Source organism: Paraburkholderia phenazinium, assembly GCF_900142845.1.
Taxonomy (GTDB): domain Bacteria; phylum Pseudomonadota; class Gammaproteobacteria; order Burkholderiales; family Burkholderiaceae; genus Paraburkholderia; species Paraburkholderia phenazinium_A.
Genome location: NZ_FSRU01000001.1, coordinates 3435422 through 3458739, shown reverse-complemented (window position 1 = coordinate 3458739; position 23318 = coordinate 3435422). Strand labels below are relative to the sequence as shown.

Annotated in this window: 21 protein-coding genes; 11 read left to right on the top strand and 10 right to left on the bottom strand. The window is 55.5% G+C overall.

The window, feature by feature from the left end:
• Nucleotides 1-23: 23 nt before the first annotated feature.
• A complete protein-coding gene (locus BUS12_RS15185; RefSeq protein WP_083611622.1) occupies nucleotides 24-1184 on the bottom strand; it encodes a porin in 1161 nt (386 codons plus the stop codon).
• 1005 nt (nucleotides 1185-2189) lie between these two features.
• Nucleotides 2190-3029: an IclR family transcriptional regulator gene (locus tag BUS12_RS15175; protein ID WP_167379437.1), complete on the bottom strand. Its 840-nt coding sequence runs from the start codon at nucleotides 3027-3029 to the stop codon at nucleotides 2190-2192.
• A gap of 446 nt (nucleotides 3030-3475) precedes the next feature.
• On the opposite strand from BUS12_RS15175, the gene BUS12_RS15170 reads away from it, so the two are divergent.
• The 7 genes from BUS12_RS15170 to BUS12_RS15140 all read left to right on the top strand — a co-directional run bounded on the left by BUS12_RS15170 (nucleotide 3476) and on the right by BUS12_RS15140 (nucleotide 11444).
• Nucleotides 3476-4342: an NmrA family NAD(P)-binding protein gene (locus BUS12_RS15170; RefSeq protein ID WP_074296373.1), complete on the top strand. Its 867-nt coding sequence runs from the start codon at nucleotides 3476-3478 to the stop codon at nucleotides 4340-4342.
• Between the two features lie 449 nt (nucleotides 4343-4791).
• The gene (locus BUS12_RS15165) at nucleotides 4792-5562 is read left to right on the top strand and encodes an SDR family NAD(P)-dependent oxidoreductase (RefSeq protein WP_074267523.1); all 771 of its coding nucleotides are present in this window, start codon (nucleotides 4792-4794) and stop codon (nucleotides 5560-5562) included.
• Between the two features lie 82 nt (nucleotides 5563-5644).
• Nucleotides 5645-7333 (top strand): thiamine pyrophosphate-binding protein, encoded by a 1689-nt coding sequence (locus BUS12_RS15160; RefSeq protein ID WP_074296372.1) that lies wholly within the window; start codon nucleotides 5645-5647, stop codon nucleotides 7331-7333.
• Between the two features lie 206 nt (nucleotides 7334-7539).
• Nucleotides 7540-7896: an AraC family ligand binding domain-containing protein gene (locus BUS12_RS15155; protein WP_074267524.1), complete on the top strand. Its 357-nt coding sequence runs from the start codon at nucleotides 7540-7542 to the stop codon at nucleotides 7894-7896.
• A 181-nt stretch (nucleotides 7897-8077) separates the two neighbouring features.
• Nucleotides 8078-8278, top strand: a complete 201-nt coding sequence (locus tag BUS12_RS39375) for a pyrimidine/purine nucleoside phosphorylase (RefSeq protein ID WP_367117615.1) — start codon at nucleotides 8078-8080, stop codon at nucleotides 8276-8278.
• Nucleotides 8279-8740: 462 nt separating this feature from the next.
• The gene (locus BUS12_RS15145) at nucleotides 8741-9910 is read left to right on the top strand and encodes a branched-chain amino acid ABC transporter substrate-binding protein (RefSeq protein ID WP_074267525.1); all 1170 of its coding nucleotides are present in this window, start codon (nucleotides 8741-8743) and stop codon (nucleotides 9908-9910) included.
• 334 nt (nucleotides 9911-10244) lie between these two features.
• Nucleotides 10245-11444: an aminotransferase-like domain-containing protein gene (locus tag BUS12_RS15140; protein WP_074296371.1), complete on the top strand. Its 1200-nt coding sequence runs from the start codon at nucleotides 10245-10247 to the stop codon at nucleotides 11442-11444.
• A gap of 121 nt (nucleotides 11445-11565) precedes the next feature.
• Here the strand turns inward: BUS12_RS15140 and BUS12_RS15135 are convergent, their stop codons facing one another.
• The 5 genes from BUS12_RS15135 to frmR all read right to left on the bottom strand — a co-directional run bounded on the left by BUS12_RS15135 (nucleotide 11566) and on the right by frmR (nucleotide 15839).
• Nucleotides 11566-12480, bottom strand: a complete 915-nt coding sequence (locus BUS12_RS15135) for a LysR family transcriptional regulator (protein ID WP_074267527.1) — start codon at nucleotides 12478-12480, stop codon at nucleotides 11566-11568.
• 367 nt (nucleotides 12481-12847) lie between these two features.
• Entirely contained in the window at nucleotides 12848-13678 is an 831-nt protein-coding gene (gene fghA / locus BUS12_RS15130; protein WP_074267528.1) for an S-formylglutathione hydrolase, read from the bottom strand.
• Nucleotides 13679-13735: 57 nt separating this feature from the next.
• On the bottom strand, nucleotides 13736-14311 hold the full coding sequence (gfa, locus tag BUS12_RS15125) for an S-(hydroxymethyl)glutathione synthase (protein ID WP_074267529.1): 576 nt from the start codon (nucleotides 14309-14311) through the stop codon (nucleotides 13736-13738).
• Nucleotides 14312-14385: 74 nt separating this feature from the next.
• Entirely contained in the window at nucleotides 14386-15495 is a 1110-nt protein-coding gene (locus tag BUS12_RS15120; RefSeq protein WP_074267530.1) for an S-(hydroxymethyl)glutathione dehydrogenase/class III alcohol dehydrogenase, read from the bottom strand.
• A gap of 68 nt (nucleotides 15496-15563) precedes the next feature.
• Nucleotides 15564-15839: a formaldehyde-responsive transcriptional repressor FrmR gene (gene frmR / locus BUS12_RS15115; RefSeq protein WP_074267531.1), complete on the bottom strand. Its 276-nt coding sequence runs from the start codon at nucleotides 15837-15839 to the stop codon at nucleotides 15564-15566.
• 329 nt (nucleotides 15840-16168) lie between these two features.
• Here frmR and BUS12_RS15110 point away from each other — a divergent pair, with 329 nt between their 5' ends.
• Both BUS12_RS15110 and BUS12_RS15105 read left to right on the top strand, forming a co-directional pair.
• A complete protein-coding gene (locus tag BUS12_RS15110) occupies nucleotides 16169-17302 on the top strand; it encodes an aromatic ring-hydroxylating oxygenase subunit alpha (RefSeq protein WP_167379438.1) in 1134 nt (377 codons plus the stop codon).
• Nucleotides 17299-18267, top strand: a complete 969-nt coding sequence (locus tag BUS12_RS15105; RefSeq protein ID WP_074267532.1) for a PDR/VanB family oxidoreductase — start codon at nucleotides 17299-17301, stop codon at nucleotides 18265-18267. The genes BUS12_RS15110 and BUS12_RS15105 overlap by 4 nt, the downstream gene beginning before the upstream one ends.
• A gap of 146 nt (nucleotides 18268-18413) precedes the next feature.
• On the opposite strand, the gene BUS12_RS15100 is transcribed toward BUS12_RS15105, so the two are convergent.
• A complete protein-coding gene (locus tag BUS12_RS15100) occupies nucleotides 18414-19337 on the bottom strand; it encodes a LysR family transcriptional regulator (RefSeq protein WP_074296370.1) in 924 nt (307 codons plus the stop codon).
• 36 nt (nucleotides 19338-19373) lie between these two features.
• A complete protein-coding gene (locus BUS12_RS15095; RefSeq protein WP_074296369.1) occupies nucleotides 19374-20279 on the bottom strand; it encodes an amidohydrolase family protein in 906 nt (301 codons plus the stop codon).
• Nucleotides 20280-20426: 147 nt separating this feature from the next.
• Here BUS12_RS15095 and BUS12_RS15090 point away from each other — a divergent pair, with 147 nt between their 5' ends.
• Both BUS12_RS15090 and BUS12_RS15085 read left to right on the top strand, forming a co-directional pair.
• Nucleotides 20427-21095, top strand: coding sequence for a glutathione S-transferase family protein (locus BUS12_RS15090; protein WP_074267535.1), 669 nt, complete (start codon nucleotides 20427-20429; stop codon nucleotides 21093-21095).
• Nucleotides 21096-21229: 134 nt separating this feature from the next.
• Nucleotides 21230-22147, top strand: coding sequence for a DMT family transporter (locus tag BUS12_RS15085; protein ID WP_074297544.1), 918 nt, complete (start codon nucleotides 21230-21232; stop codon nucleotides 22145-22147).
• A gap of 64 nt (nucleotides 22148-22211) precedes the next feature.
• On the opposite strand, the gene BUS12_RS15080 is transcribed toward BUS12_RS15085, so the two are convergent.
• Nucleotides 22212-23090, bottom strand: coding sequence for a LysR family transcriptional regulator (locus tag BUS12_RS15080; RefSeq protein ID WP_074267537.1), 879 nt, complete (start codon nucleotides 23088-23090; stop codon nucleotides 22212-22214).
• Between the last annotated feature and the right edge of the window lie 228 nt (nucleotides 23091-23318).

Below are 23318 nucleotides of genomic sequence, written 5' to 3'. Positions count from 1 at the left end.
GTTCAAGTTGAGAACTTTGTCTGTTAGAACAGGTGATAAATGCCGATTCGGACCACCGATTGGTGGTTGTTAGTTGATGCATCGCCAACTGCACCGTCGAGGATATCAGCCACGCCGGCGCCGCCAACTGCCTTCTGCCATACGGCCATCGCGTAGAGAGATGTGCTTTTCGAAAGTGCGTAAGACGTCGCAAGCCCGACTGATTGATAGATTGGAACCTGTCCGCTGTAGTTGACCTTGCCGTGGGTGTACGTATAGGCGCCACCAACAGAAAACGCCGGGCTGATCGCGTAGCGTACAAACGCTTCGTAATTGTCGAAGCGCACTGAGCTCGTCGTGCCGTTCGCATCTTTAAAATTCGTATCGCTGAAATCCAGGCCGAGCGTTGTGTTACCGATCAGATAGGACACCCCAGCGCCCACGATTTGTTGACTGGCCGGCTGTCCGACGTAGCTGAAGGGGCCGGTCGCACCGATCCCCGCCCCCGTTGTATTCGGCACGTAGTCACCGTCCGTGAGGAGGGCGCCTGGATCCTTGATGTATTCGTAAGCGCCGCCAAAATTAAATTGACCGAAAGAGTAGCTCGCTCCAAGGCCCCAGAGTCCGGTCGTGCTCCGCCCGACGGCATTGGTGTTTGAGAACGAATACATCCCGCCAAACGTTACGCCAGCGATCTTCGGGCTAGCATATTTGATTGCGTTGTCTACACGGAACGAGTTGTCCGTATTGTCGATATCGCCCGAATGGACGAACGGGCCGCCAAATTGGCCACCTGCTGTCATAGGCTGGAGGAAATCGACAACGGGATCGTACTGGCGCCCGAACGTAAGCGTGCCGTATTTGTCGTCTGACAATCCGACGTAAGCCTGCCGTCCGAATTCCAGTCCCCCCTGTCGCATCTGGCCATTTTCGACGCTGAAACCTGCCTCCAGCTTGAAAATGGCGCTGAGCCCTCCGCCGAGGTCTTCGCTCCCCTTCAGTCCCCATCGGCTGCCGTACACGCCATCGTATGTGCCGTCTCGCATGCGCCAAAGAGAATGCCCTCCGCTGTTGGTTACGTAGTCGAGACCTTCGTCGAGTGCGCCATAGAGAGTTACTGTGGACTGTGCCTGCGCACTGAGTGTGAAGAATGCGCACGAGAGCGCAATTGCAGAGATCTTTAAGTTGACTGAAGAATTACTCACAGCGGTCTCCTATTCCATGGTTGGTTTTCACTCAAACGACGATTTAATTTGTATAACTAATCAAAACTCTGACTGGACAGTGACTTCAATGCCCCGTGTCGGCATCTGTTCGTCAAGCCCGGTGCCTCCTGTCCATGTCGTCGATTCTGCATATCAATAGACCTCACCGGGTAACCAATTGTGAGGAGCGGCTTGCAATGCGGGAAACTCCGGACATTTTGCAAATCCTTCGCACGTCAATCCATGAACGGGAACCGTGACTTGAGCATTTAGCAAGGTGGCCTGTTCCTGGAGCCTCGATTTCATGGTCCGATATCAGAACACGCGTTCCATAGGAGACCTTGACTTGATTATAGCCATCGGTTTTTTGTGAAAACAAATAATTTCGTCGAACTGATCGCAAACCCTGATGCCGGTGTCTCTTATATGCAGCTTCGCGTGGGGCCATATGTGGTGATGAGCACAATCTCGGCACCCATCTCGCGCGCAAAGCGCACTGACTGGATTGCCGGGTCGACCGGGGTTAGGGCGATTGGTATGAGCGTGAAGGTAGAGATGGCAGTGCTCGAACCGATCTTCGAAGAGCATCTTCTACCTGCGCAGTGCGCTTTAAATTTGGACCGGACTGCTCAGCGGGCGTCAATCAAGGTGGAGGAACGGCTGTACGGAGGGAAAACGGGACATTGTTGACGCTGATATAGCGGACTACTTAGTAAGTGATCGGCCCGACGTGATGTTGTCGCTGACTAATGTGCTATCACGCCTGGAGATTGATCGGCTTTCTGGCGGGGGCGTAAAGGAGGCAGATGGTCACCAATGCGCTAAAACGGAGTCGGGTGCCCTTGGTCGGGCCGAGAGGTCTCGCATCCAAGCAAAATTCGCCCGCGGGCGACGTGGCTCGAATTTCTTAAAAAGTCGACTCTAAAGGGACACTGGACCCATCTGACTCAATCTGGATTGCAGGTTTACTTAAATGCCTCGAAGCTTTCCGGCGCAAGGGGCGACTTAAGCGTCAAGGCCGCGACGGCCAAGAAGCTCGGAAATTTCGTTCGCGGACTGGACTAACAGATTGGTGATGTTCTGTATGTCGGCAAGCATTCGAGCGTTTGGACCACCGACGACCAGCGCCGCCAAAACCTCACCACTTGACTCAAGGATCGGCGCAGCGATCCCATATACATCGTTGGCGGAGCCGAGGTCTGCTGTATCGAGTCCGGACTCAATAACCTTAGCGAGTAAGTCCTTTAGCATGGACTTGCTTGTAACCAATTTCGAGGCGGGGTCGATCCGGACAGTCTTTACGTAAGCGTCCTGCTCAACCCGAGCCATATTTGCCAGGAGCAATCGCCCCGCAGAGGACGAATAAAGTGGTCTTCTATCCCCAACCGACACCATAAATCGCACTTCCTTAGGGCTATCGGCCTTGGCGATATAAACAATGTGTTGCCGGTCTTGCGTGAAATGAGCGATCAGCACAGTCTCACCTGAAGCAGCGGCGAGCGCTTCAATTGTCGATTGAGCAACCTCGGGAAAGCGGCGGTGAGCGACAACCGCTGATGCAAGCTTGAACGCTTCCAAACCTAAAGTGTACGTTCCCTGGACGTTTTTTACGTAGCCGCTTTCGGTAAGAGCCCGCAACAGCGTCAGAAGGCTTGTCTTGGGGGTGGAAGTAAGTTCGCATAACTTACTTAAATTTGCACCTTCGCGCAAATCGGCCAAGAGTCGCAGGACGTGGACTATCCGCGCGGCAGCTCGCGGTGACGGGCGACGCTCCTTCACCGAGGTACTTCCAGTTGCTTTACTCATGCTGATAAATGAATTTTGACTTGGTGTGGATACTGGCATTGCACTCTGAAACCGATCGGGAGGCATACCGCTAAAGTCGCGTTTCCTCAAGGAAGCGAAGACGTCTTGTCGTTCAACGCCCCGCGCCGCTTCCCGTGCCCCTCTAAAGCTTCTGGATGCCTCAAGACTGGTTGAGTCTTATGACGAGATCCGAATGTTTCGGTTTCCATATAGCACATCTCTATCCGCTAAATGACCAATGCAATCCTTCCTCGCGTTGACATCAAAAGAATGCGGCAATAGAATTGTCCCAATTCAGACTATAGGTCACATATCGGACCTTGTCAACAAAAACGAACCAGGTATTTCACCTCGGACACTACGCTTCCAGCCCTCCAGATCTTTGCACGGTTCACTTCGGGGAGCCACGTCGGCGCGAAGGAACACCGGACGGCTTGTACTTCAGTGCGGCTCCATCATGATTATCCACGCGAGGAGGATGAGCAGTGTATGCAATCACGGGAATCACCGGTAAGGTCGGTAGCGCGCTGGCCCTCGAACTTATAGCGGCAGGTCTCCCCGTGCGAGGGATCGTGCGTGACATCGCACGAGCCGCTTCGTGGACGGAGCGCGGTTGCGAGCTTGCCACTGCCCGCATGGACGACGCTACCGCGCTCGCCGCCGCGTTCGATGGCGCGGTTGGCGTTTTCATCCTGCCCCCTTCGGAATTCGACCCCACACCGGGGTTCCCCGAGGCGCGCGCAGTTAGCGACGCCGTATCCGCCTCGATTCTGAAGGCGCGGCCCGAAAAAGTGGTTTGTCTGTCAACGATCGGTGCGCAAGCTAGTGAGAGCAATCTGCTCACACAACACACGATGATGGAGCAGGCGTTGCGCACCATGCCTGTGCCGGTAGCATTCCTGCGACCGTGCTGGTTCATGGAAAACGCCGCGCGGGATGTCGCGTCTGCTCGTGACGATGGCGTCATCGCCAGTTACCTGCAGCCGCTGGACAAGCCCTTGCCGATGGTCTCCATCAGAGATGTAGGCCGCGTTGCGGCTGAACTGCTCCAGCAAACATGGAGCGGCGTGCGTATCGTCGAACTCGAAGGTCCACGCCGAGTGAGCCCTAACGACCTCGCCTTGGCCTTTGCCCGTGTGCTTCACCGCCCGGTACGCGCCGAAGCCATCGGCCGGGACACCTGGGACGCGCTGTTCCGCTCGCAAGGCATGAAGCATCCGCTGTCACGGATACGCATGTTCGATGGACTCAACGAAGACTGGATTGATTTCGAAAATCACCCCGATGAAATCATCCGCGGTCAGATTGAACTGGATGCGGTTCTCGGCGCGCTTGTGCCACGTCCGGCGTGACTGAAACCAGCTGAGCGGCAAGGGTCGCGACACATTCCCCGTCAAAGCCACTTCTCGATAAGTGTTGCAAACGAACGTGAACGAGGTGGCACTGCACTCCAACCCGCTCAACACGAGTTCCGCCTTGGGTCTGCTTCCCTCATTAACACCTCCTGAAATACCTGCCGTTCATCTCACGGTATTAGGTGACTTGAATAACCCAACGAAACCTGGACGCCCACCTCGCACGACTACCGTGGGCTGGCCAATCCCCACAGCCAGGTTTCGTTGACATCAAAGAGTTGGAACAATAGAATGGTCTTCATACGGACGTAATGTCCCATATCGGACCAATGCAGGGCGGCGTAGCGGAACGTAGGCTGCGGTCACTTTAGTATTGGTGGGCTTGCATCTTAAGTAGCGTCCGCGCGTAGGGTGCCAGCACTTCTCACGAATCGGGGAGTACGCAAATGAAACAGCTCGAAGGCAAGAAGGCACTCGTAGTTGCAGGTGCGAATGGCATCGCGCGAGCGTGCGTAGAGCGATTTGCTTTGGCAGGCGCTGAAGTCTGCTTTTCAGATATCAACGAGAATTCTGGTGAGGCTCTCGCAAACGAATTGCAGCGACAAGGTTTCAAGGCGACGTTTTTCCCCTCCGATGCGGGTGATGCGAAGCAGGTGCGGGCCTTGGTGCAGTCGTCGATAGATACCATGGGCGTAGTTGACATCTTGCTCAACAGCGCAGGGGTAGCAACACCGCAGGATCTGCTCGAAATCACCGAAGAGGTATTCGACCGCACCCTGAACATCAATCTCAAATCGGCGTTCATCGCGAGTCAGGAAGTGGCGCGCCACCTGCTTTCAAGAGAAAGCCCTGGTGTCATCATCAATATGTCATCAGTCAATTCCGTGATGACGATTCCTTCGTTACTTGCTTATAACGTTTCGAAGGGCGGAATTAACCAGTTGACCAGAAATATGGCGGTTACGCTCGCGTCTCACGGCATCCGCGTGAATGCGATTGGCCCTGGCACGATTGAAACTGAGCTGGTGCGAAACACGGTGCTGTCGTCCCCGGACGCCGCGGCAAAAATCATGTCTCGCACACCGATGGGCCGCCTTGGCAAGCCAGAGGAAATTGCATCTATTGCTCTATTTCTTGCGAGCAATGAGTCTTCGTACATTACAGGGCAAGTCATCTTTGCAGACGGTGGCCGAATGGGCCTCAACTATACCTGCTGAAGCAGCGCACTCCCGATCTCAAACACCCTGAAGCAGAACACGATCCCTAGCGTCTCACACAAACTGTATCGGACGGCATTTCATGCAATGTTCTCTTTCAACGCCGCGAACTGGCGGGCAAATCCTCATTGATCAGCTGGTACTTCACGGTGTCAAACACCTTTTTTGCGTTCCCGGCGAAAGCTATCTTGCCGCGCTTGATGCACTGCATGACGCGCCCATAGAGGTTACGGTTTGTCGGCAGGAGGGAGGTGCCGCCATGATGGCGGAGGCACATGGAAAACTTTCGGGACGACCCGGAATCTGTTTCGTTACACGTGGGCCAGGAGCCACTAACGCCGCGGCCGGCGTTCATATCGCGCAGCAGGACTCCACCCCGATGATCCTTTTCGTCGGCCAGGTCGAACGCAAAACCCGCGGCCGCGACGCTTTTCAGGAGGTTGATTATCGGGCGACGTTTGGACACCTTGCGAAATGGGCTACAGAAATCGACGATCCTTCCCGGATCCCCGAGATTGTGCTTCGTGCATTCCATGTAGCGACTTCTGGTCGGCCCGGACCTGTAGTGATCGCGCTGCCCGAAGATATGCTTGCAGAGACAGCCATCGCATTAGATCCTCAACCGTTCACGCCGGTCGAGACGTTGATCGGCGAAGCGAACGTTGCCACGCTCGATGCACATTTGCGGGCGGCCGAGCGTCCCGTCGCGATTCTCGGAGGCAGCGGTTGGGACGCCGAGGCTGTGTCCAACTTTGTCCGATTTAGCGAACGATATGGCCTCCCTGTAGCGGTTTCGTATCGTCGGCAGATGCTCTTTCCAGCAACACATCCCAATTTCATCGGCGATCTTAGCTTCGGAGCGAATCCAAAGCTGGTGGCCCGGATAGAAGAGGCAGATCTCGTATTGCTGATCGGCACCCGACTGTCCGAAGCAGCGAGTCAGGGTTATACGCTTTTACGAATTCCGACCCCTGCGCAAAATGTCATTCACGTGCATCCGGACACTAACGAACTGGGGCGCGTTTATCAGCCGACACTCTCCATCAACGCATCGCCGAGGTCCTTCGCCGCCGCGGTTGCAAGGCTGGCCACCCCTGAGCAGCCGTTATGGGCGTCTTCCACGCAGCTTGCGCGTACGAATTACGAAGGATGGAGTGACCTCAGCAGGATCCAGTCTCCGGGTGAACTCCAAATGGCGCGGATCATCGAGTTTCTCCAAAAAAGACTTCCCGCTGATGCGGTTATTTGCAACGGCGCGGGAAACTACTCGATCTGGGTGCATCGCTTTTACCGGTTCAGCGAGTTCGGAACGCAGCTCGCTCCTACATGCGGCTCCATGGGCTATGGCGTACCCGCAGCGGTCGCTGCGAAACGTGTTCACAGTAACAGAACCGTCGTTTCATTCGCTGGCGACGGTTGCTTTCTGATGCACGGGCAAGAATTTGCGACCGCGGTGCAATATGAACTTCCCATCATTTTTATCGTGGTGGATAACAGCATGTACGGCACGATTCGGATGCATCAGGAGAAAAACTATCCTGGCCGGGTTGTCGCCACCACATTACGTAACCCGGACTTCGCCGCATACGCGCAGGCTTTCGGAGGTTATGGCGAACGCATCGAAACCACCGAAGAATTTGAAGGCGCGTGGGATCGGGCATACGCCTCCGGAAAGCCCGCGATCCTGCACTGTCTGATTGATCCCGAAGCAATTACTCCTTTCGCAACTCTTAGCTCATTTCGCGAAGCTGCACTTGGTGCTTCAAAATAAAAGCAAGGTCGCAGAGCGAGAAGACATCGAATCGACAACAAAGGGGATGAAATGACAGGAGCACTATCCGTCAACAGCCCCAGGTATGAAGGCCGTTCGCGTTTCGCAATTACGGCACGGCTGTTTTGCTTCCACTGGAAGATGAAAAATCGTCCTTTTGCAAACCCTCGGCGACTGTGTACAGCCGCTCAACGATGGAGATGTCCATGTCCGAAGTCATTCATTTTCAACGTGACACTGTGTCCTTCGAACCGTTCGGCGAACAAGGTAGCGGATCCGCGTCGATCGCACGCCTGGTCGGTCCTGAACTAAGCAAAACCATGGGTGCGGGTCTCGCGCGTTTCGACAATGTCTCTGTCGAATGGACGGTCCACTACGACGAATTGATTTTTACGCTTGACGGGGCTTTTACGCTGCGCGTCGGTGAGCATGCCTATGAGACAAGACCGGGCGATGTGCTTTGGATTCCCGCAGGTACGTCAGTTCGTTACGAAGGCCGCGGCGCGACCATTTTCTACGCGCTTGCGCCGGTGGACTGGCGCGAGCGGAGCAACCTGACCTAAGCATCTGTCCACCGCTTTCAGATTTCAAAATATCATCGTCGCTGGTGATGTCGCGAGTGAGATTGCAGTCGCTTATTTTTTGGCGTGAGGCGAGGCTCTGGAGAGGTGGGGAAAATATAAAATGATATGCAGTACGTAGGAGTATTAATCATCAAAAAATGGCAAATAAATATGGTGAAAAATGTATGTCTCACACTATCTTTTTGCGGATGGAATGAGGAAAACACTCGGCGTTCTTTTGCCCGGATTAATGACGCTTCCGGCGACTGTTGACGATGTAATTGAGGTATTGGCTGGTCATTGCATGGTTAGGGCGGTCGGTAGAAATGATTGGAGCGAGTATCGCGCCGGGGGTTCATTTAGTGTTCAACGCGAGAGCTAGATAGATGGGACGCTGTTTGAGACTGTCGAATATGTATGCAGCTACGATGATCGAAAGGTCTGACAGTACGATCATGGTTCTGCCGCGACGGTGGAGTTCCACGGGAACGGCTGAGCCGTGACGGAATTGCGGAAGAGGACGCAATCAGGATTCCGTATGGAATACCTCCCGAAACGCTGCGTCGAAGCTTTCGGTGCGCCCCATGGTTCGTAGAGAACGCCACGCGTGATGCTAAGTCGACGGCAGAGACGTCCGGGCCAGTGCGAGGTGCAGCACTAGGGTTTGCGCTAAGTACGCAGATTTTTGTTCTTTCTAAAAAAGATCGGGGTCTATAATTAGGCTGTGCGTCCGATATGAAACCTAAGGTCGCATATGGGACCTTGAGCGGGTCCGTAGCCCCGTTTGCTCAATCTGAGACTCAAACGGACTTCCCATATTCAGGATCACCGAGGACTCGCAAAAATGTTCAAGTCGCTAAAATTTCGTATGCGGTGTCTTGCAGCCAGCTCCGCACTTCTTGCTCATTCTCTCTTTTTGTCCGCCTACGCGAACGCGCAAGAGACGGTTGTTCAGATCGGGTTAGTGGCGCCTATGACAGGCCCCTATGCTGGCTACGGCAAAGACTGTGAAAACTCCGCGCGGCTCGCTATCGACGAAGCCAACGCGAAGAAGCTGTCGATCAACGGGAAGCCCATCAAGCTGCAACTGGTCTCCGCTGATGATCAGGGCGATCCTCGTATTGCTGTTCAGGTCGCTCAACAATTGGTCGACGAGAAAGTTGTTGCTGTGATCGGGCACTTCACCTCTGACACTACACTTCCCGCTTCACGAATCTACTCAAAGGCTGGTATTCCAATGATCTCGCCAGCTGCGACTAACCCGAGCATTACCCAAGGGGGGTTGTCGACGGTGTATCGGGTTATGCCGACCGATGCACAAAATGCCGGCACGGCTGGTAGATGGGCCGCGACAGCGGGCAACGCGAAGCGGATTGCAATCTTGGACGACCGCACTGCCTTCGGGGCTGGGGAAGCTGACGAGTTTGAAAAGGCGGCGCGGGCTAGCGGCGCAACGATTGTCAGCCGCGAATACACAAACGATAAGGCAGTGGATTTCAGCGCCCAGTTGACGAGAATCAAGAGTACAGGTGCAGATCTGCTATTTTTCGCAGGAAGTGGTGACACGCCTTCTGCCATGGTCGTAAAGCGCATGCGTCAGCTTGGAATGAAGGCGACGTTCGTTGCGGGCGGCGGCGTCGCAGATGCAAACTTTATCAAGATCGCTGGCGATGCTGCGGAAGGCGCATTTGTTTGGGACTACGGTTTACCGCTGCAATCGCTGCCGAACGGCAAAGAGTTTGTTGCGAAATACCGAAAAACCTATGATATTGACCTGCTCCCCTATGGCCCGTTTAGCTATGACGCAGCCAGCGTGCTGATTCACGCCATAGAAGCAGCCAATTCGACGGAGCCGGCCGATATCAACGCAGCAATCAAGAAAATCCAGTTCACTGGGATCACCGGTCCTATTGCCTTCCTTGCCAATGGCGATATCAAAACAGCAATTTCAACACTTTACCAAGTGAAGCAAGGTCAATGGGTCGTTGTGACATCAACCAACAAAGGTGTATGAAATTTAACAGTATGGGGCCATGATCCGGCGGCTGGAAGGGACAGTTTCTTATGAGCTGTAGCAGGTCAGTGAAAACCTGTCGGTCTATCAAGTAGTGGACGCGTGATTGAGATAGGGCAGCGGCCATTGCTTGTGCAGGTCTCGTTACGCGTATTGCTGTGGTCTCAGATTGCAGACCTGGCCGCGCCATAAGCGAAGTGGTTTTGAATGGGCGTTTTGAAACACTGGACCTGACTTCGCCTGGATAGCCACGTGTGTTGAACAACAAGCCAACCGTTGAGAAGAACTTGATCTCATTCTTCAGTGATCGCGTTGCATGGCTTCGAGGAAAAAAATGTACGATTTTGCGCCAGTTTTTAAACAACCAACGGGTTCCCCCATCCGCGAGCTTTCAAGATATCTGAACCAACCGGGAATGATTTCGTTTGCAGGCGGAGTTCCAGCGAGTGATCTGTTCGACGTCCAGGGATTTAAACGCGCGAGTGAAATAGCGTTCGAAAATCCAGTGGCGTGCCTGCAGTATGGTGCGACCGAAGGAATGCCCGCGTTAAAGGAACAAATTCTCCGGTTTGTGGAAGAAGATGATATTAGACGCGACGATTCGGAGGTTATAGTCACCACGGGGTCTCAACAAGGGTTCGATCTCCTGTTGCGAGCATTTGTGTCGTCTGGTGATGTGGTTTATGTCGAAGAGCGTACCTATCCCGCCACGTTGCAAGCACTAAGGCTGCAACAGGCCTCGGTCACCGGAGTCGCTGTGGACAGCGACGGACTGGATACGGTTGCGCTAAAACTACTCCTCGAATCGGATACTCTAAAGGCAAAGCCGAAATTGCTCTACGTCGTGCCTTCGTTTTCGAATCCAAGCGGACTTACGCTGAGCCTGGAGAGAAGGATCGAACTGCTTGAACTGGCTGTTAAGCATCAGTTCGTAATCGTGGAAGATGATCCGTATCACGGGTTGCGTTTTGATGGTGAGCCTATCCCTTCCTTGCTCAGTCTCTCCGGTCGCGTCGAAGGTGCTCGAGACTGGGTGGTCCATCTGGGGAGTCTGTCTAAGATATCGGCGCCAGGCTTGCGGGTGGGATGGACAATCGGACCGGCTGATATCGTGCGCAGATGTGTCATTGCGAAGCAGACCGCCGATCTATGCAGCTCCACCTGGATGCAGGCCGTTGCAGCCGAGTATCTAAAAAGTGGGGCCCTCAGACCTCATCTGAAAAAAATTGCTGACGAGTACGGGAAGAAGTGTGATGTGCTGTGTGACTTACTAAAGCAGGAATTTAGTGACGGCATCGTCTTTGATCGCCCAATGGGCGGAATGTTTCTGTGGGCACGCTTGCGATCCGGAAGTGATACCTCGGCGCTTCTTTCTAAGGCGATTGCAAATGACGTTGTTTACGTTCCAGGAAGGGTGTTTTTTGCTGACCAGCCCGACATTTCGTCACTGCGTTTGTCGTATGCCGCTCCGGGCGAAGTACTGATCAGGGAGGGGGTGCGGCGGCTCAGGCGCGCTTTCGAAGGTTCGCTTTAACACGCACGCAAGCCTCGTAGTCGTAGGTCTGGCCGAGTGCGAGGAACAAATGAGCCTGCTGGCAGACGTTAGTGAGGCAGGGATAGCGGCTCTGCTCAAAGCGCCGTACAGACATGGCGGTTCAACGAGGGTTACCGACGATCGACGAGATAAAGTCGAGGAACGCATTCGTCTTCGCGGGCATATGATTTCGAGAGGGATACAGCACATAGAGAGGCCAGCGTTCGTCGCACCAGTCGGGGAACAGATTGACAAGTCGCCCACTTGCAATCAAGCCTTCAATGCCCAGCTCCATGACCTGGGCGATACAGTATCCAGCCAAACATACCGCATGCATCGTACCTGCATCATTAACCATTAATTGGCCTTCGGGATAAAGCTCCATTTGCGTGCCATTGCGATGGAACTCCCATTTAAATGGCAGGCCTGTCTCAGGATTCCGATATCTCAGGCAAATATGTGAGGAGCCACGCAACTCATCGGGGCTACGCGGGCGGCCGTGCTCTTTCAGGTAAGAAGGCGACGCCACCGTGAGTATTCGTGTTTCGAGCAACTTGCGAGCTATCATGGACGAGGACTTCGGCTCGCCGAAACGGATGGCGAGATCGAAGCCCTCAGAGACGGTGTCGCCGAGTTGGTCGCGTGTGACCAGGTCAAGCTTGAGTTCGGGATGGGCTTTGAGGAACTCGCTTAGGCGTGGTCCAAGAATAAGGTTTGAGAAGAAAGGGTGAACGTTCACTCGCAGACGTCCACGCACGGTCTCCTTGCTGCAGGCAGCTGACTCAGCGGCCTCCTCCAGTGCGGTGAGCAGCGGCACCACCTGTTCGTAAAGGCGACGTCCCTCGTCCGTAAGGGTTACGGAACGAGGATGACGGTCGAACAGACGCGCGTCAAGCCGACCCTCGAGTCGCGCGATCGCACGGCTGACGCCGGGCTGCGACATATTTAGCGCCTCAGCGGCGGCAGCAAAGCTGCCGCTATTGGCCACTGCAGCAAGTACGCTCATCCCATTGAGGGTTCGCTCGTCGAAAGCCATATGGCTTCTCCTGTCGGTGGTATCTTTTCGCAACAGCGATGGTAGCGAAAAGCGAAGGCCTATTGATAACGCATTCCAAGAGACAAGACGCAAGTGTTGTCATTGCCATATCGTGCCGCGCTTGCACTACGTGCCGGTATGCAGATACGGGAGCGAGTGAAACGCGCCTTAATGCCGTCTGAACTACCTATAGCCTCAAAGTATCGGAAATGAGACCGCCGCAAAAGTCCGGTGCGACTTTGACCGAGGGATCACGATGAAAAGGTAACTCATCGGTGCCATAACATGTCAATAATGTGTTGGGTCGTACTACGACCAGCATCGTCTCCATGTGTCAGCGTCCGACAATTCTGCGGGTGTAAATCGACTATCCATGGAGAGCTTTAGCATGAAACGCAATATGATTGCCAATGAAGGTAGTGATGAAGTAGTAGCTATGATCGAATCCAGGATAGAGCCTAAGTGTCAGGGGATGGCCGACGGCTTCACAGGAAGCCTTTAACAGATGAGGTTTGAGCTGAGTCTCAAGAAATTCATCTGCAGCGCCTTGATCAACCAGTAGCGGAAGCTTCTCTGCCGCGGACCTGACGAGGTCGCACGCATCGTATTGCCTCCATGCTGTACGGTCTGGACCCAGGTACGCCTCGAATGCTTTCTTGCCCCATGGCACCTGGGCGGGAGCGACGATCGGCGAGAATGCCGAAACGCTGCGATAGCGGCCCGGATTGCGCAGCGCCACGACGATTGCACCATGGCCGCCCATCGAGTGTCCGCTTATGGAGCGGGCTTCTGAAGCAGGGAATTCCGATTCGATCAATTCGGGAAGTTCCGTGACAACGTAGTCGTACATCCGGTAGTGGGCTGCCCAAGGTTTCTGGGTTGCATTGACGTAAAAGCCTGCACCTTTTCCAAGGTCATAACCCATATCGTCAGCAACCTGTTGCCCGCGAGGGCTGGTGTCCGGAGCGACTATGATGACGCCATGGCGACTCGCGTATTGTTGAGCTCCGGCCTTCGTGGTGAAATTCTGCTCGGTGCAAGTCAAACCGGAGAGCCAGTACAGTACGGGTAGTTTTTTCCTGGATGCCAGCGCCGGGAGAAACACAGAGAAGTTCATTGAACAGTTGAGCGAGGCCGACTCATGCCGGTATACGTCCTGCCATCCGTCAAAACAGGCACGGTGTTCTATCCGTTCCATTGCGACTCCTATAAATAGCGGACGGATCGGTATGAACGATCCGCCCTGGCTTTTTTGCTACTTCAGCACACCACTGCGCTTTGCGATGTGCGCGGCTATCGCGTCCATTAGCGGAGGATTGAGTGCGTCGTGCGGTGCGAGCCCAAGCTCGGTAAGTCTGGCTCGAACGTCATCCATTTGTTCCGGCTTTGCGCCGCCACCTTCGATCACCGACGAGACGAATGCCGCAAAACGTGGCTCCTCCCAACCTTTGTCGTTGGACAGTTCGGTGTGCACGAAGTCGAGACCGTAGAAAGGATGGTCGCGGTTCTCGATCCGACCATACATGTGAGTTCCGCACGCCTTGCAGGCATGGCGCTGGATAGCGGCGTTCTCGTCGACTACCTGCAGCTTTTCCGGGTGAGCCGTGACTTCGACCTTGTCTCTCGGGACGACTCCCACTACCGAAAAAGCGGCGCCAGCGGGTTTCCAGCACTTGGTGCAACCACAAGCATGGTTGTGTGCCACGTTACTGGTTATCCGGACTTCGACTTTGTCCTTCTGACAATTGCAATGGAGGGTACCGCCGGCGAAGCCGGGTGTACCCTTCTTGATACCGGTATCGACTGACGGGTGGATTGCCACAGTGCTCATTTTGAATTCTCCAATGTTTTCAGAATAGGAATCGGCGCAACAACGCTACGCCAATGACTGCGCACGGTCGTGTCCTAATAGTTGATCACGGTGCGAATCGACATGCCGTCGTGCATCAGGTTGAATGCTTCGTTTATCTGATCAAGCGGCAATCTGTGCGTGACAAATGGGGCGAGCTGGATGTCACCTCGCATGGCGTCTTCCACCATGCCTGGTAGTTGTGAGCGCCCCTTTACGCCACCAAATGCTGTGCCTTTCCATGTACGGCCTGTCACCAGTTGAAACGGACGCGTCGAGATTTCCTGACCGGCCCCCGCGACGCCGATGACTATGGACTGTCCCCAGCCACGGTGCGCGCACTCCAGCGCGGCACGCATGACTTTGACGTTGCCGATGCATTCGAACGAATGATCGACGCCCCAGCCGGTCATTTCGACGATCACCTGCTGAATCGGCCTTTCATGGTCTTTCGGGTTGACACAATCGGTAGCGCCGAAGGCTTTCGCGAGATCGAACTTCGAGGGGTTGGTGTCGATCGCAAAGATGCGCCCGGCCTTGGCCTGACGCGCTCCCTGAATTACTGCAAGGCCGATTCCACCAAGTCCGAACACGGCGACACTGTCACCCGGTTGAACCTTCGCGGTGTTGTGCACCGCGCCGATACCCGTCGTTACACCGCACCCCAGCAGACAAACCTGTTCATGGTTGGCAGCGGGGTTAACCTTCGCCAGCGAGACCTCGGCGACTACGGTGTATTCGCTGAAGGTTGAGCAGCCCATGTAGTGGTAGATCGGCTGGCCGTTATAGGAGAAGCGGGTTGTACCGTCGGGCATCACACCTTTGCCTTGGGTCGCACGCACGGCGACACACAGGTTCGTCTTTCCGGATTTACAGAACAGGCATTCGCCGCATTCGGCCGTGTACAGCGGAATCACGTGATCGCCAGGTTTGACAGATGTGACGCCTTCGCCGATTTCCACGACGACGCCTGCACCTTCATGCCCGAGCACGCAGGGGAACAGGCCTTCTGGGTCGTCGCCCGACAAGGTGAAGGAGTCTGTATGGCATACACCCGTGTGAGTGATCTTTACTAATACTTCGCGTTTCTTTGGCGGTGCAACATCGATCTCGACGATCTCAAGGGGCTTTCCTGGCGCGAATGCAACTGCAGCACGTGATTTCATGACAGCTCTCTCAATTGGACGACGAAGACAGGCGATATGAGTATCTGGACGGACTGGGCTGCACATCATCACCGCAGGTAGGTGCGAACGAGATTGATAACGCCGTTGATCGATGCATTGGCGCCGTCCTGGCGGTTGGTCGCGTTAGAAAACTCCTCGCGCAAATGGCTTTCAAGCACGCAGGCCATCAGGCCATTGATCGCGCCGCGCGCTGCGGCGATCTGCTGCAGAATCGCCGCGCACTCAGCACTCGCCTCCAACGCCCGCTCAAGCGCTTCGACCTGCCCACGCAAGCGTCTGACGCGGGTAAGCAGAAAATTTTTTTCCTGGGGTGAATGCGGCACATGACCTCCGTTAGATACTGGGCGTGAGTATGTGGTATTGCCACCGTCTTTCTTTATCTCAACGTCCAGCTTTCTAAGGACGTAAGTGAAAACTCCAGGCTCGTGACGACTAACAGGTTTGTTGCTGAGACCTATGCGGAGAGCACGGTGTAAAACATAACGGACTTCGGGAAAGACCTGGGCAACGCGTTAGACGATCCGATAAGCGTTCGGCCGGACGCAGGTCTAGTATTGATACATAGGATTAACCGGCGAAATTTGTCCGGACAATGCTTGAAACGCGAGGGGCGCTTCCTCGCACGAATAGATCAAATACAGGAGATAGCGTGATGTCGACCGTACAAAAGAACCCTGTCCAACTCGAAGTTGTCGGTTCTGATTCGAAGGAGAACGGGCAGCCGAATACGCGGTTTTTGCAGAACGTCTGGTACTTTGCCGCGTGGTCTGCGGATGTCTTGCAAGAGCCTCTCGAACGGCTCATCATCGACCAACCCGTCGTTTTGTTTCGTACCTCCGAGGGTGAGGTGGCGGCTCTGCGAAACGTGTGCCCGCACCGCTTTACTCCGCTTAGCATGGGCACAGTGGTTGGCGACACCATCGAATGCCTCTATCACGGTCTGCGATTCGCACCTTCGGGGCAATGTGTTCACAATCCCCACAGTGCGACCATTCCCAAAGCGGCTTGTGTCAGGCGCTACCCGGTGGCGGAGCGCGACGGGATCGTGTGGATCTGGATGGGCGCAGCCGAACTCGCCGATGAGTCCACCATTGTTCGTTATCCGGAGTTGAATCAACCCGAAAAGTTTACGTACACCCGTGGGCAAACGATGGAGATGCCCTTGAATTATGAGTTGATGACAGACAACCTGATGGATTTGAGTCACGTTGCCTTTACGCACAAGAATACCTTGGGTTCTGATGGGCTCGTCCCTGGTCAGACGGAAGTACGTGAGGATGGCAACTCGATATGGAGCATGCGGATGGCGCCAAACACAAAGCCCGCGCCATCCTTTTCGATGTCAGGTGGGTGCTCGAAGGACGACGTCGTAGATTACTGGCTGGACATCCGTTGGGATGCGCCAGCGAACTTCTATCTCACATCTGGGCACGCACCGGCCGGACAGGGACGTTATCACGGAGCTCAGATTGATTCCTTGCAGGTAGTGACGCCGTCGAGCGCTAACCGGTGTTACTACTTCTTTATACATCTGCGTAACTATCGTCGCGACGATGATGCCATGACGCACGAACTGGCGGAGTTTATCCGTCAGGCGTTCGCCACGGAGGATGAGCCAATGATCGCGAGCGTCCAGAGGAATATGGACGGTCGCACGCTAGAAGAAATGAAGCCGGTGCTGCTGACATGTGACGCAGCTGCAATGCGGGTCCGCAGGGCGCGCGAGCGGCTTCTGGACCTTGAGGCGAAGAGTGATAGTGATGGGATGGTGGAGCGTCGTAAATGAATGAGTCGTGGATTGAAGTAGAAGTTTCGGCCAAGGAACTCGAGGCGGATGGCGTTGTCCGTCTTGAGCTGGTGGACAGGGAGGGCGGGGAGCTCCCCGGGTTCACGGCTGGCGCACACATCGATGTCGAAGTCGCACCTGACCTGATAAGACAATATTCGCTTTGCAACAGTCCGCGCGAGCGCCATCGCTACGTGATCGGTGTGCTGCGGGAGCCGTCATCGCGTGGCGGCTCACAAGCTGTGCACGACAGCATTCAGGCCGGTCACACAATCCGGATCAGAGCGCCGCGTAACCACTTCGCGCTTGATCCCACTGCAAGCCGCTACATCCTGTTTGCAGGCGGAATCGGCGTGACGCCGATACTGGCCATGGCCGAACATCTCAGTGATTCGGGAAAGCCCTTTGAGTTGCACTATTGCGTGCGCACGGCAGCTCGTGCCGCCTTTGTCCGGCGCATGACGAAATCGTCATTTTCGGCTCATGTGCATCTTCATTTTGATGACGGGCTTCCAGAACAACGGCTTGAGATCCGGCAGGCATTGGGGAGTTCGGACGACGACGCGCACGTGTATGTTTGCGGACCTGCGCCGTTCATTGGATATGTTCTGGAGAATGCGCGCGAACGGGGTTGGCCAGAAGCGCGGCTGCATCGAGAGTTCTTCGCTGCATCGACATCAACCGCCGCGTCTGCAGAGGAATCCTTCGAGGTACAACTAAGCAGCACGGGGCAGATCCTCACGGTTCCTGCGGATCGAAGTATCGTGGAGGTTCTGGGCGAAGCCGGTGTCGCTCTGGAAGTCAGCTGCGAGCAGGGGGTCTGCGGAACGTGTCTGACGCGGGTGTTGCAGGGCGAACCCGATCATCGGGATGTGTATTTGACGGATGCGGAACATCTTCGCAACGACTGTATGACAGTCTGTTGCTCCCGCTCGAAAAGCGCGAGACTCGTTCTCGACTTGTAGGCACCGGACCGGCACGTCATCGGGTGTATTGATTGATGGTCAGACGCGTCAACCAGCGTCGCTATGAACGCGGCGCGGGTCTCATGAATCCACACTGGAATGGGAGCCACACGACCCTCGTCGCCGACGCTAGCCGTGTCCGATTGTCATCTGTCCACTCGCATTCGACTATTGGCCTTCGCATATCCGACCAGGTGCTCCGACAAGTTTTTCACCAGCGTCGGCAGCGTGTCGGGCGGTTGCGTCACCAGGCTTACCTCGCGTATGGCCCAGGGATCTTCGAGCGCGATATAACGTATGTTCATGCTCTTCACGTAGCGCTCCACTGAGGAAATCGGCGCGATGCCGATTCCGACGCCCGCCTCGACCATGCGGCACACGGCCTCGAAGTTGCTGACCTGCACTCGAGGCCGGAAATTCCCGCCGGATTGCGTTGCCACGCGCGCCATGAACCGGTGTAGGGCTGTGTCGCCCGGCAAAGCGATGCAGGAAAGCCTGAGCGTCTCGGTGAAAGAGATCGAAGAGACGCGCGCCAGTTCGGAAGAAGGCGGCAAGATGACGACCAGCCTGTTACTGCCGAAAGGGCGGGCCCACAATTCGCCCGTTCCGACCGGACTGGACACGACGCCGATATCCGCCTCGCCGGCAGCGACCGCCCGTACGATATCGTCGCTGAGTGCCTCTCTGAGCTCGATCTCCACGTCCTGGTGCTGCGCTAGGAATCCGCTGAGCGCCTGGGGCATGAATTCGGTCATCGAAGTCGTGTGCGCGTAGACTTTCACCTGACCCCGCAAGCCACGGCTGAAATCGCGCATGTCGAAGCTTAGGTGCTCCATCTGCTGCATGATCTGCTGCGCATGCGCAAGCAGTGCCCGGCCAGCCGCAGTCAGCGTGGCCCCCTGAGGCGTGCGATTGAGCAGCCGCGCACCAACCGTGGCCTCCATGTTCCTGATCCGCGTGGACGCGGCGGCGGCGGAAATGGCGCTGCGGCTGGCACCTTGAGTCAGGCTGCTAGCATCGGCGATATGGATGAAGAGTTGTAGATCGAACAGATCCAGACGTAGGTTCATGGCGCGTCATGATACCGCGGTGAATGAATCATTCGCCTACATGTCGCCATTCAGTTCCAACCGATAAAGGCGTCGCGTGTTTCCACGGAAGAGGCCTTCCACCTCGTCGGCGCTGTAATCTTCGAAATATCGGACATAGTCTTGCCAGACTTCCCGATAGGGCGTGACGATACTCTCCACGGGGTAGTTGCTGGCAAGCGCACACCGGCCAGAGCCAAAAAGATCAACGGTATAGTCCAAAATGGGACGTATCGAATCCAGCGTCCATGCGGTGTCGAACATGCCGAACCCGGATATTTTCACCGCGACATTAGGTAGCTGGGACAGCTTCCGCATGTTCTTGCGCCAGAGCGCATGGCGTTCGGCTTGGTTTGCATAGGGCTTGCCGACGTGCGTAAGAATAAATTGCGTGTCTGGGTGCGCGCGCACCAGCCGGACCACGTCTGCTCCCTGTTCGGGGAAGAATTGCAGATCGAAGGTCAGATCGAATTCCTTGATCAACCGAAAATTGCGTTGCCATCCCGGGTCGTGCAGTGGGTCGTAGGCGGGCGACGCGTCGAGCCGCCTATGCAAGGCCTGGCGGACGCCCCTGGTATTCCTGAATGCACGATGGCCTTCGAGGACTGCACGCACATCAGGCGCCGCCAGATCGACATTGCCCACGATGACCTGAGGGACCCCTCCGGAACGAACGACATCGTCGGCTACACCTTGCAGCCAGCGGGTTTCGCGGACATGGTCAGAAGGATCGTGCTCTGCCTGGATATGCACCGCAGCAAGCAATTCGAAATCCTCTGAGTCCAAAAGAAAATCCGTCACCAGATAGTTACGCCGTAACGAGCAGTAGTCCGGCACGACCGAAGATCGATTGCCGTCGTTTAGCCACGGGTAATAGTTTTCCTTCAAATCCCACAAATGGAAATGTGCATCGATGATTTTCATTCGAGCCAGCTCGTATGTTGAACACCCGAACATTGTGCGGACAGGTCGCTGCGGCTGGCAATCAGGATTGCATTAACACCGTGTTAGGGATGCGTTGACGGGGGCTTTTAAAAATACTGATAGTCACTTTTCCTCTGGAGCTACATCATGCGTGTTCGATTTCGTTCGCGCCAAGGCATCATGCAGCTATTCGCAACCCCCGCATCGCCCTGGGTCCGCCGGGTCATGATTTGCATCATCGAACTGGGCATCCAGGACAAAGTCACCACGATCCAAACCCGATGGCCGCACTCGTGGGGAACGCACACCGTGCCATTCACGCCCGAATTCGGCCAGGCTACACCGGTTGGCCGCATCCCCGCGCTGGTGACGGATCAAGGGCTGAGCCTCGCGGATTCGATGGTGATCTGCGATTACCTGAACGCTGAGTATGGTCAATACCGGCTGCTTCCTCAGGCAGGCGAACGCCGGTGGCGCATCCTGTCCCAAGTCGCCATCGCGAACGGCATACTCGAAGCGCACATCAGCCGGCGCGCGGAACTGCTCCGCGATCCGGCGGGACGATCCGCCGCTTTCCTCGAAAAGATGAAGGTCCGGGCACAGCGCTGCTTCGTGGCGCTGAATGAAGACGCGGTGGATTTCGCGCCAGAACCGGATCTTGCCCAGATAACCATTGCCGCTGCTTGCGGGTTTTCCGATTTCCGCTATCAAGGCGATCAATGGCGCGCGACATCTCCCCACCTTGCGTACTGGTATGAAAACTTCTCACAGCGTTCTTCCATGGTGCTGACAAGACCCGCGGAGACCCCGCAATAGCCCTCCCGAGTCTCCGATAAAAAATGGCAGCAAGGTTCTACATCAGGAAATTCTAAACAGTCACGATGCCTCGCGAGCTCTCGTTCGCCGCGGACACCATTTTCCAATTTCCTTATTTCAGGAGACGTTCCGCCATGTCTGCCCCGTATTTCCTGTTTCCTTTCGTCGCGATACTGCTATGGGCTGGTAACGTGATGGTTACGAAGCTGGCGGTCAACGCCATCGATCCGACGGCTATCACGTTCTGGCGACTTGCTTTTGCTGTTGCATTGATGAGCACGTTTGTTCAGAAGCCGGTGTGGCGCAGCCGCGCCGTGATCGTGCCGCAATTGCCAAGACTTGCGATTCTAGGTTTTCTCGGCATGGCGCTGTTTCAATGCCTGGCATATCAGGCAGCGAAAACCACCACCGCGACCAGCATGGCGGTCATCACCTCGCTTGTGCCACTTCTGACTATGCTTCTCTCTGTGCTGTTTTTGCGCGAAGCCCCGACGGTGGGCATGCTATGCGGCGGCCTTCTATCCTTGGTTGGTCTTGTCTACCTGGTCAGTTCAGGAAACCCGGCGGCGCTTCTCTCAGGCTGCGGCCACGTGGGTGATCTGCTGATGCTGATTGCGGCTCTTGCTTACGCACTGTACGGCGTGTTGCTCCGACGCTGGAACGTCGGCCTACCGTCATGGCAGTCGACCTATTTGCAGGCAATCGCCGCGCTGGGCTTCATGCTGGTTTTCGAATTTCGGCTACCGCTGCACGCGGCGCTCCCGAATCGGGCGAGCGTACCGTTGATCGTATATGCAGGCATGTCTGCTTCCGTCGTACTGCCGTATTTGTGGATGCAGGGAGTCAAACATCTAGGCGCTAACCGCTGCAGTATGTTTATTAACCTGCTACCTGTCGCGACAGCCGTCATCGCGGTTGGCTGGTTCAGAGAGCATTTGCATGCATATCACCTCCTCGGCGGCGGAGTCACTCTTTTGGGCGTATTGCTGGCACAGATGATTCGCCGACCGTTGCTGATCGGCTGCCGCGCGACTCACAGGCCAGCGAAATAAGGTAAGTGGGAATCCGTAGACCTGGCGCGAATGCATGCTGGACACGCAATCGCCGGACGCGATATCAAGGCCTAAAATGTTGGATGAACTGATCGAGTGCGGGGTTTTTAGCGTCCGCGCTCCATACGAATTCAACTTCATAGGTGCTGGACAGGTCTGGATGACTGATCAGTTGAGCATCAGGCGGGCAGCTGTACTCTGATACATCCGGCACAATCGAATATCCCATGCCCGCAGCGACGAACCCCAAGATGGTGGAAGTATCGACCGCCACTTCTACCAGGCGCGGCACGAACCCCGCTCGCTGGCACTGATCAATCCAAAAATCGTAGTGCGACGGTGCGTTTTCGCGAGCGAACCAGATACAGGGTTCATCTTTGAGTTCGGCAAGTGTAGCTGGCGGCTTACGGGCAAGATTGCTTTGGCGCGGCACCGCGAGCATCAGCCTGCCGCCAAATATGGTGTGCCCAAAAAATGCTTTATCGCTTCGATCCCTAAGCGCGAGAAATCCGCCGTCGAGACTGCCATCAGCAATTTCCTCGATCTGTTTCATAGCGAGTACCGGCTCAAGCGTAACGGCTATATTGGGATGAGTCGTTCTGAACTCGCGTAGTAGTCGCAAGATTGAAGGGTGCCAACTGTAGCTGGCAGATACCCCGATTCGGAGAGCGCCAAGTTGACCGCTTGCTATTCGCGAGACCCGCTCAGTCGCCATCTGTAGGTCATCAAGCAGGCGTGTTGCGTCTACGACAAGCTGTCGTCCCGCCGCAGTGAGTTCAACACCTCGAATGCTGCGGACAAAGAGAAAGGCTCCTAATTCTTCTTCCAGATCCCTGATTTGGCGGCTCAAGGCTGGCTGAACGACGTGCAAGTGTCTCGCGGCCTCGGCAACGCTGCGATGCTCGGCGACGGCGAGAAAATATCGTAAATGGCGAAATTCCATGAGGGACCTCGTTCCCCTATACCTCAAAAGCATAGCATCAATTTTTAAATAGTATTTTTGTTGCTTTTGTCATCCGGTTACCCTAGTGCAGATCAGAAATTTTCCACAGAAATCTACCATCGTCGACGTCGAACCCGCGCGTCGATTGGGCTATGCACCTCCCTGGGTGATTGGCCCCCTCACGATGCTCACACTGGTTTCTCTGTGCCTGTGTTTCGGGCACTAAGG

What these genes read in the sequence shown, in the direction of transcription:
- BUS12_RS15160 (WP_074296372.1), top strand. Translation starts at nt 5,645, where the DNA reads ATGCAATGTTCTCTTTCAACGCCGCGAACTGGCGGGCAAATCCTCATT.
- BUS12_RS15110 (WP_167379438.1), top strand. Translation starts at nt 16,169, where the DNA reads ATGTCGACCGTACAAAAGAACCCTGTCCAACTCGAAGTTGTCGGTTCT.
- BUS12_RS15095 (WP_074296369.1), bottom strand. Translation starts at nt 20,279, where the DNA reads ATGAAAATCATCGATGCACATTTCCATTTGTGGGATTTGAAGGAAAAC.
- BUS12_RS39375 (WP_367117615.1), top strand. Translation starts at nt 8,078, where the DNA reads ATGTATGTCTCACACTATCTTTTTGCGGATGGAATGAGGAAAACACTC.
- BUS12_RS15085 (WP_074297544.1), top strand. Translation starts at nt 21,230, where the DNA reads ATGTCTGCCCCGTATTTCCTGTTTCCTTTCGTCGCGATACTGCTATGG.
- gfa (WP_074267529.1), bottom strand. Translation starts at nt 14,311, where the DNA reads ATGAGCACTGTGGCAATCCACCCGTCAGTCGATACCGGTATCAAGAAG.
- BUS12_RS15090 (WP_074267535.1), top strand. Translation starts at nt 20,427, where the DNA reads ATGCGTGTTCGATTTCGTTCGCGCCAAGGCATCATGCAGCTATTCGCA.
- BUS12_RS15080 (WP_074267537.1), bottom strand. Translation starts at nt 23,090, where the DNA reads ATGGAATTTCGCCATTTACGATATTTTCTCGCCGTCGCCGAGCATCGC.
- BUS12_RS15155 (WP_074267524.1), top strand. Translation starts at nt 7,540, where the DNA reads ATGTCCGAAGTCATTCATTTTCAACGTGACACTGTGTCCTTCGAACCG.
- BUS12_RS15165 (WP_074267523.1), top strand. Translation starts at nt 4,792, where the DNA reads ATGAAACAGCTCGAAGGCAAGAAGGCACTCGTAGTTGCAGGTGCGAAT.
- BUS12_RS15145 (WP_074267525.1), top strand. Translation starts at nt 8,741, where the DNA reads ATGTTCAAGTCGCTAAAATTTCGTATGCGGTGTCTTGCAGCCAGCTCC.
- BUS12_RS15175 (WP_167379437.1), bottom strand. Translation starts at nt 3,029, where the DNA reads ATGCCAGTATCCACACCAAGTCAAAATTCATTTATCAGCATGAGTAAA.
- BUS12_RS15140 (WP_074296371.1), top strand. Translation starts at nt 10,245, where the DNA reads ATGTACGATTTTGCGCCAGTTTTTAAACAACCAACGGGTTCCCCCATC.
- BUS12_RS15135 (WP_074267527.1), bottom strand. Translation starts at nt 12,480, where the DNA reads ATGGCTTTCGACGAGCGAACCCTCAATGGGATGAGCGTACTTGCTGCA.
- BUS12_RS15105 (WP_074267532.1), top strand. Translation starts at nt 17,299, where the DNA reads ATGAATGAGTCGTGGATTGAAGTAGAAGTTTCGGCCAAGGAACTCGAG.
- BUS12_RS15120 (WP_074267530.1), bottom strand. Translation starts at nt 15,495, where the DNA reads ATGAAATCACGTGCTGCAGTTGCATTCGCGCCAGGAAAGCCCCTTGAG.
- fghA (WP_074267528.1), bottom strand. Translation starts at nt 13,678, where the DNA reads ATGGAACGGATAGAACACCGTGCCTGTTTTGACGGATGGCAGGACGTA.
- BUS12_RS15100 (WP_074296370.1), bottom strand. Translation starts at nt 19,337, where the DNA reads ATGAACCTACGTCTGGATCTGTTCGATCTACAACTCTTCATCCATATC.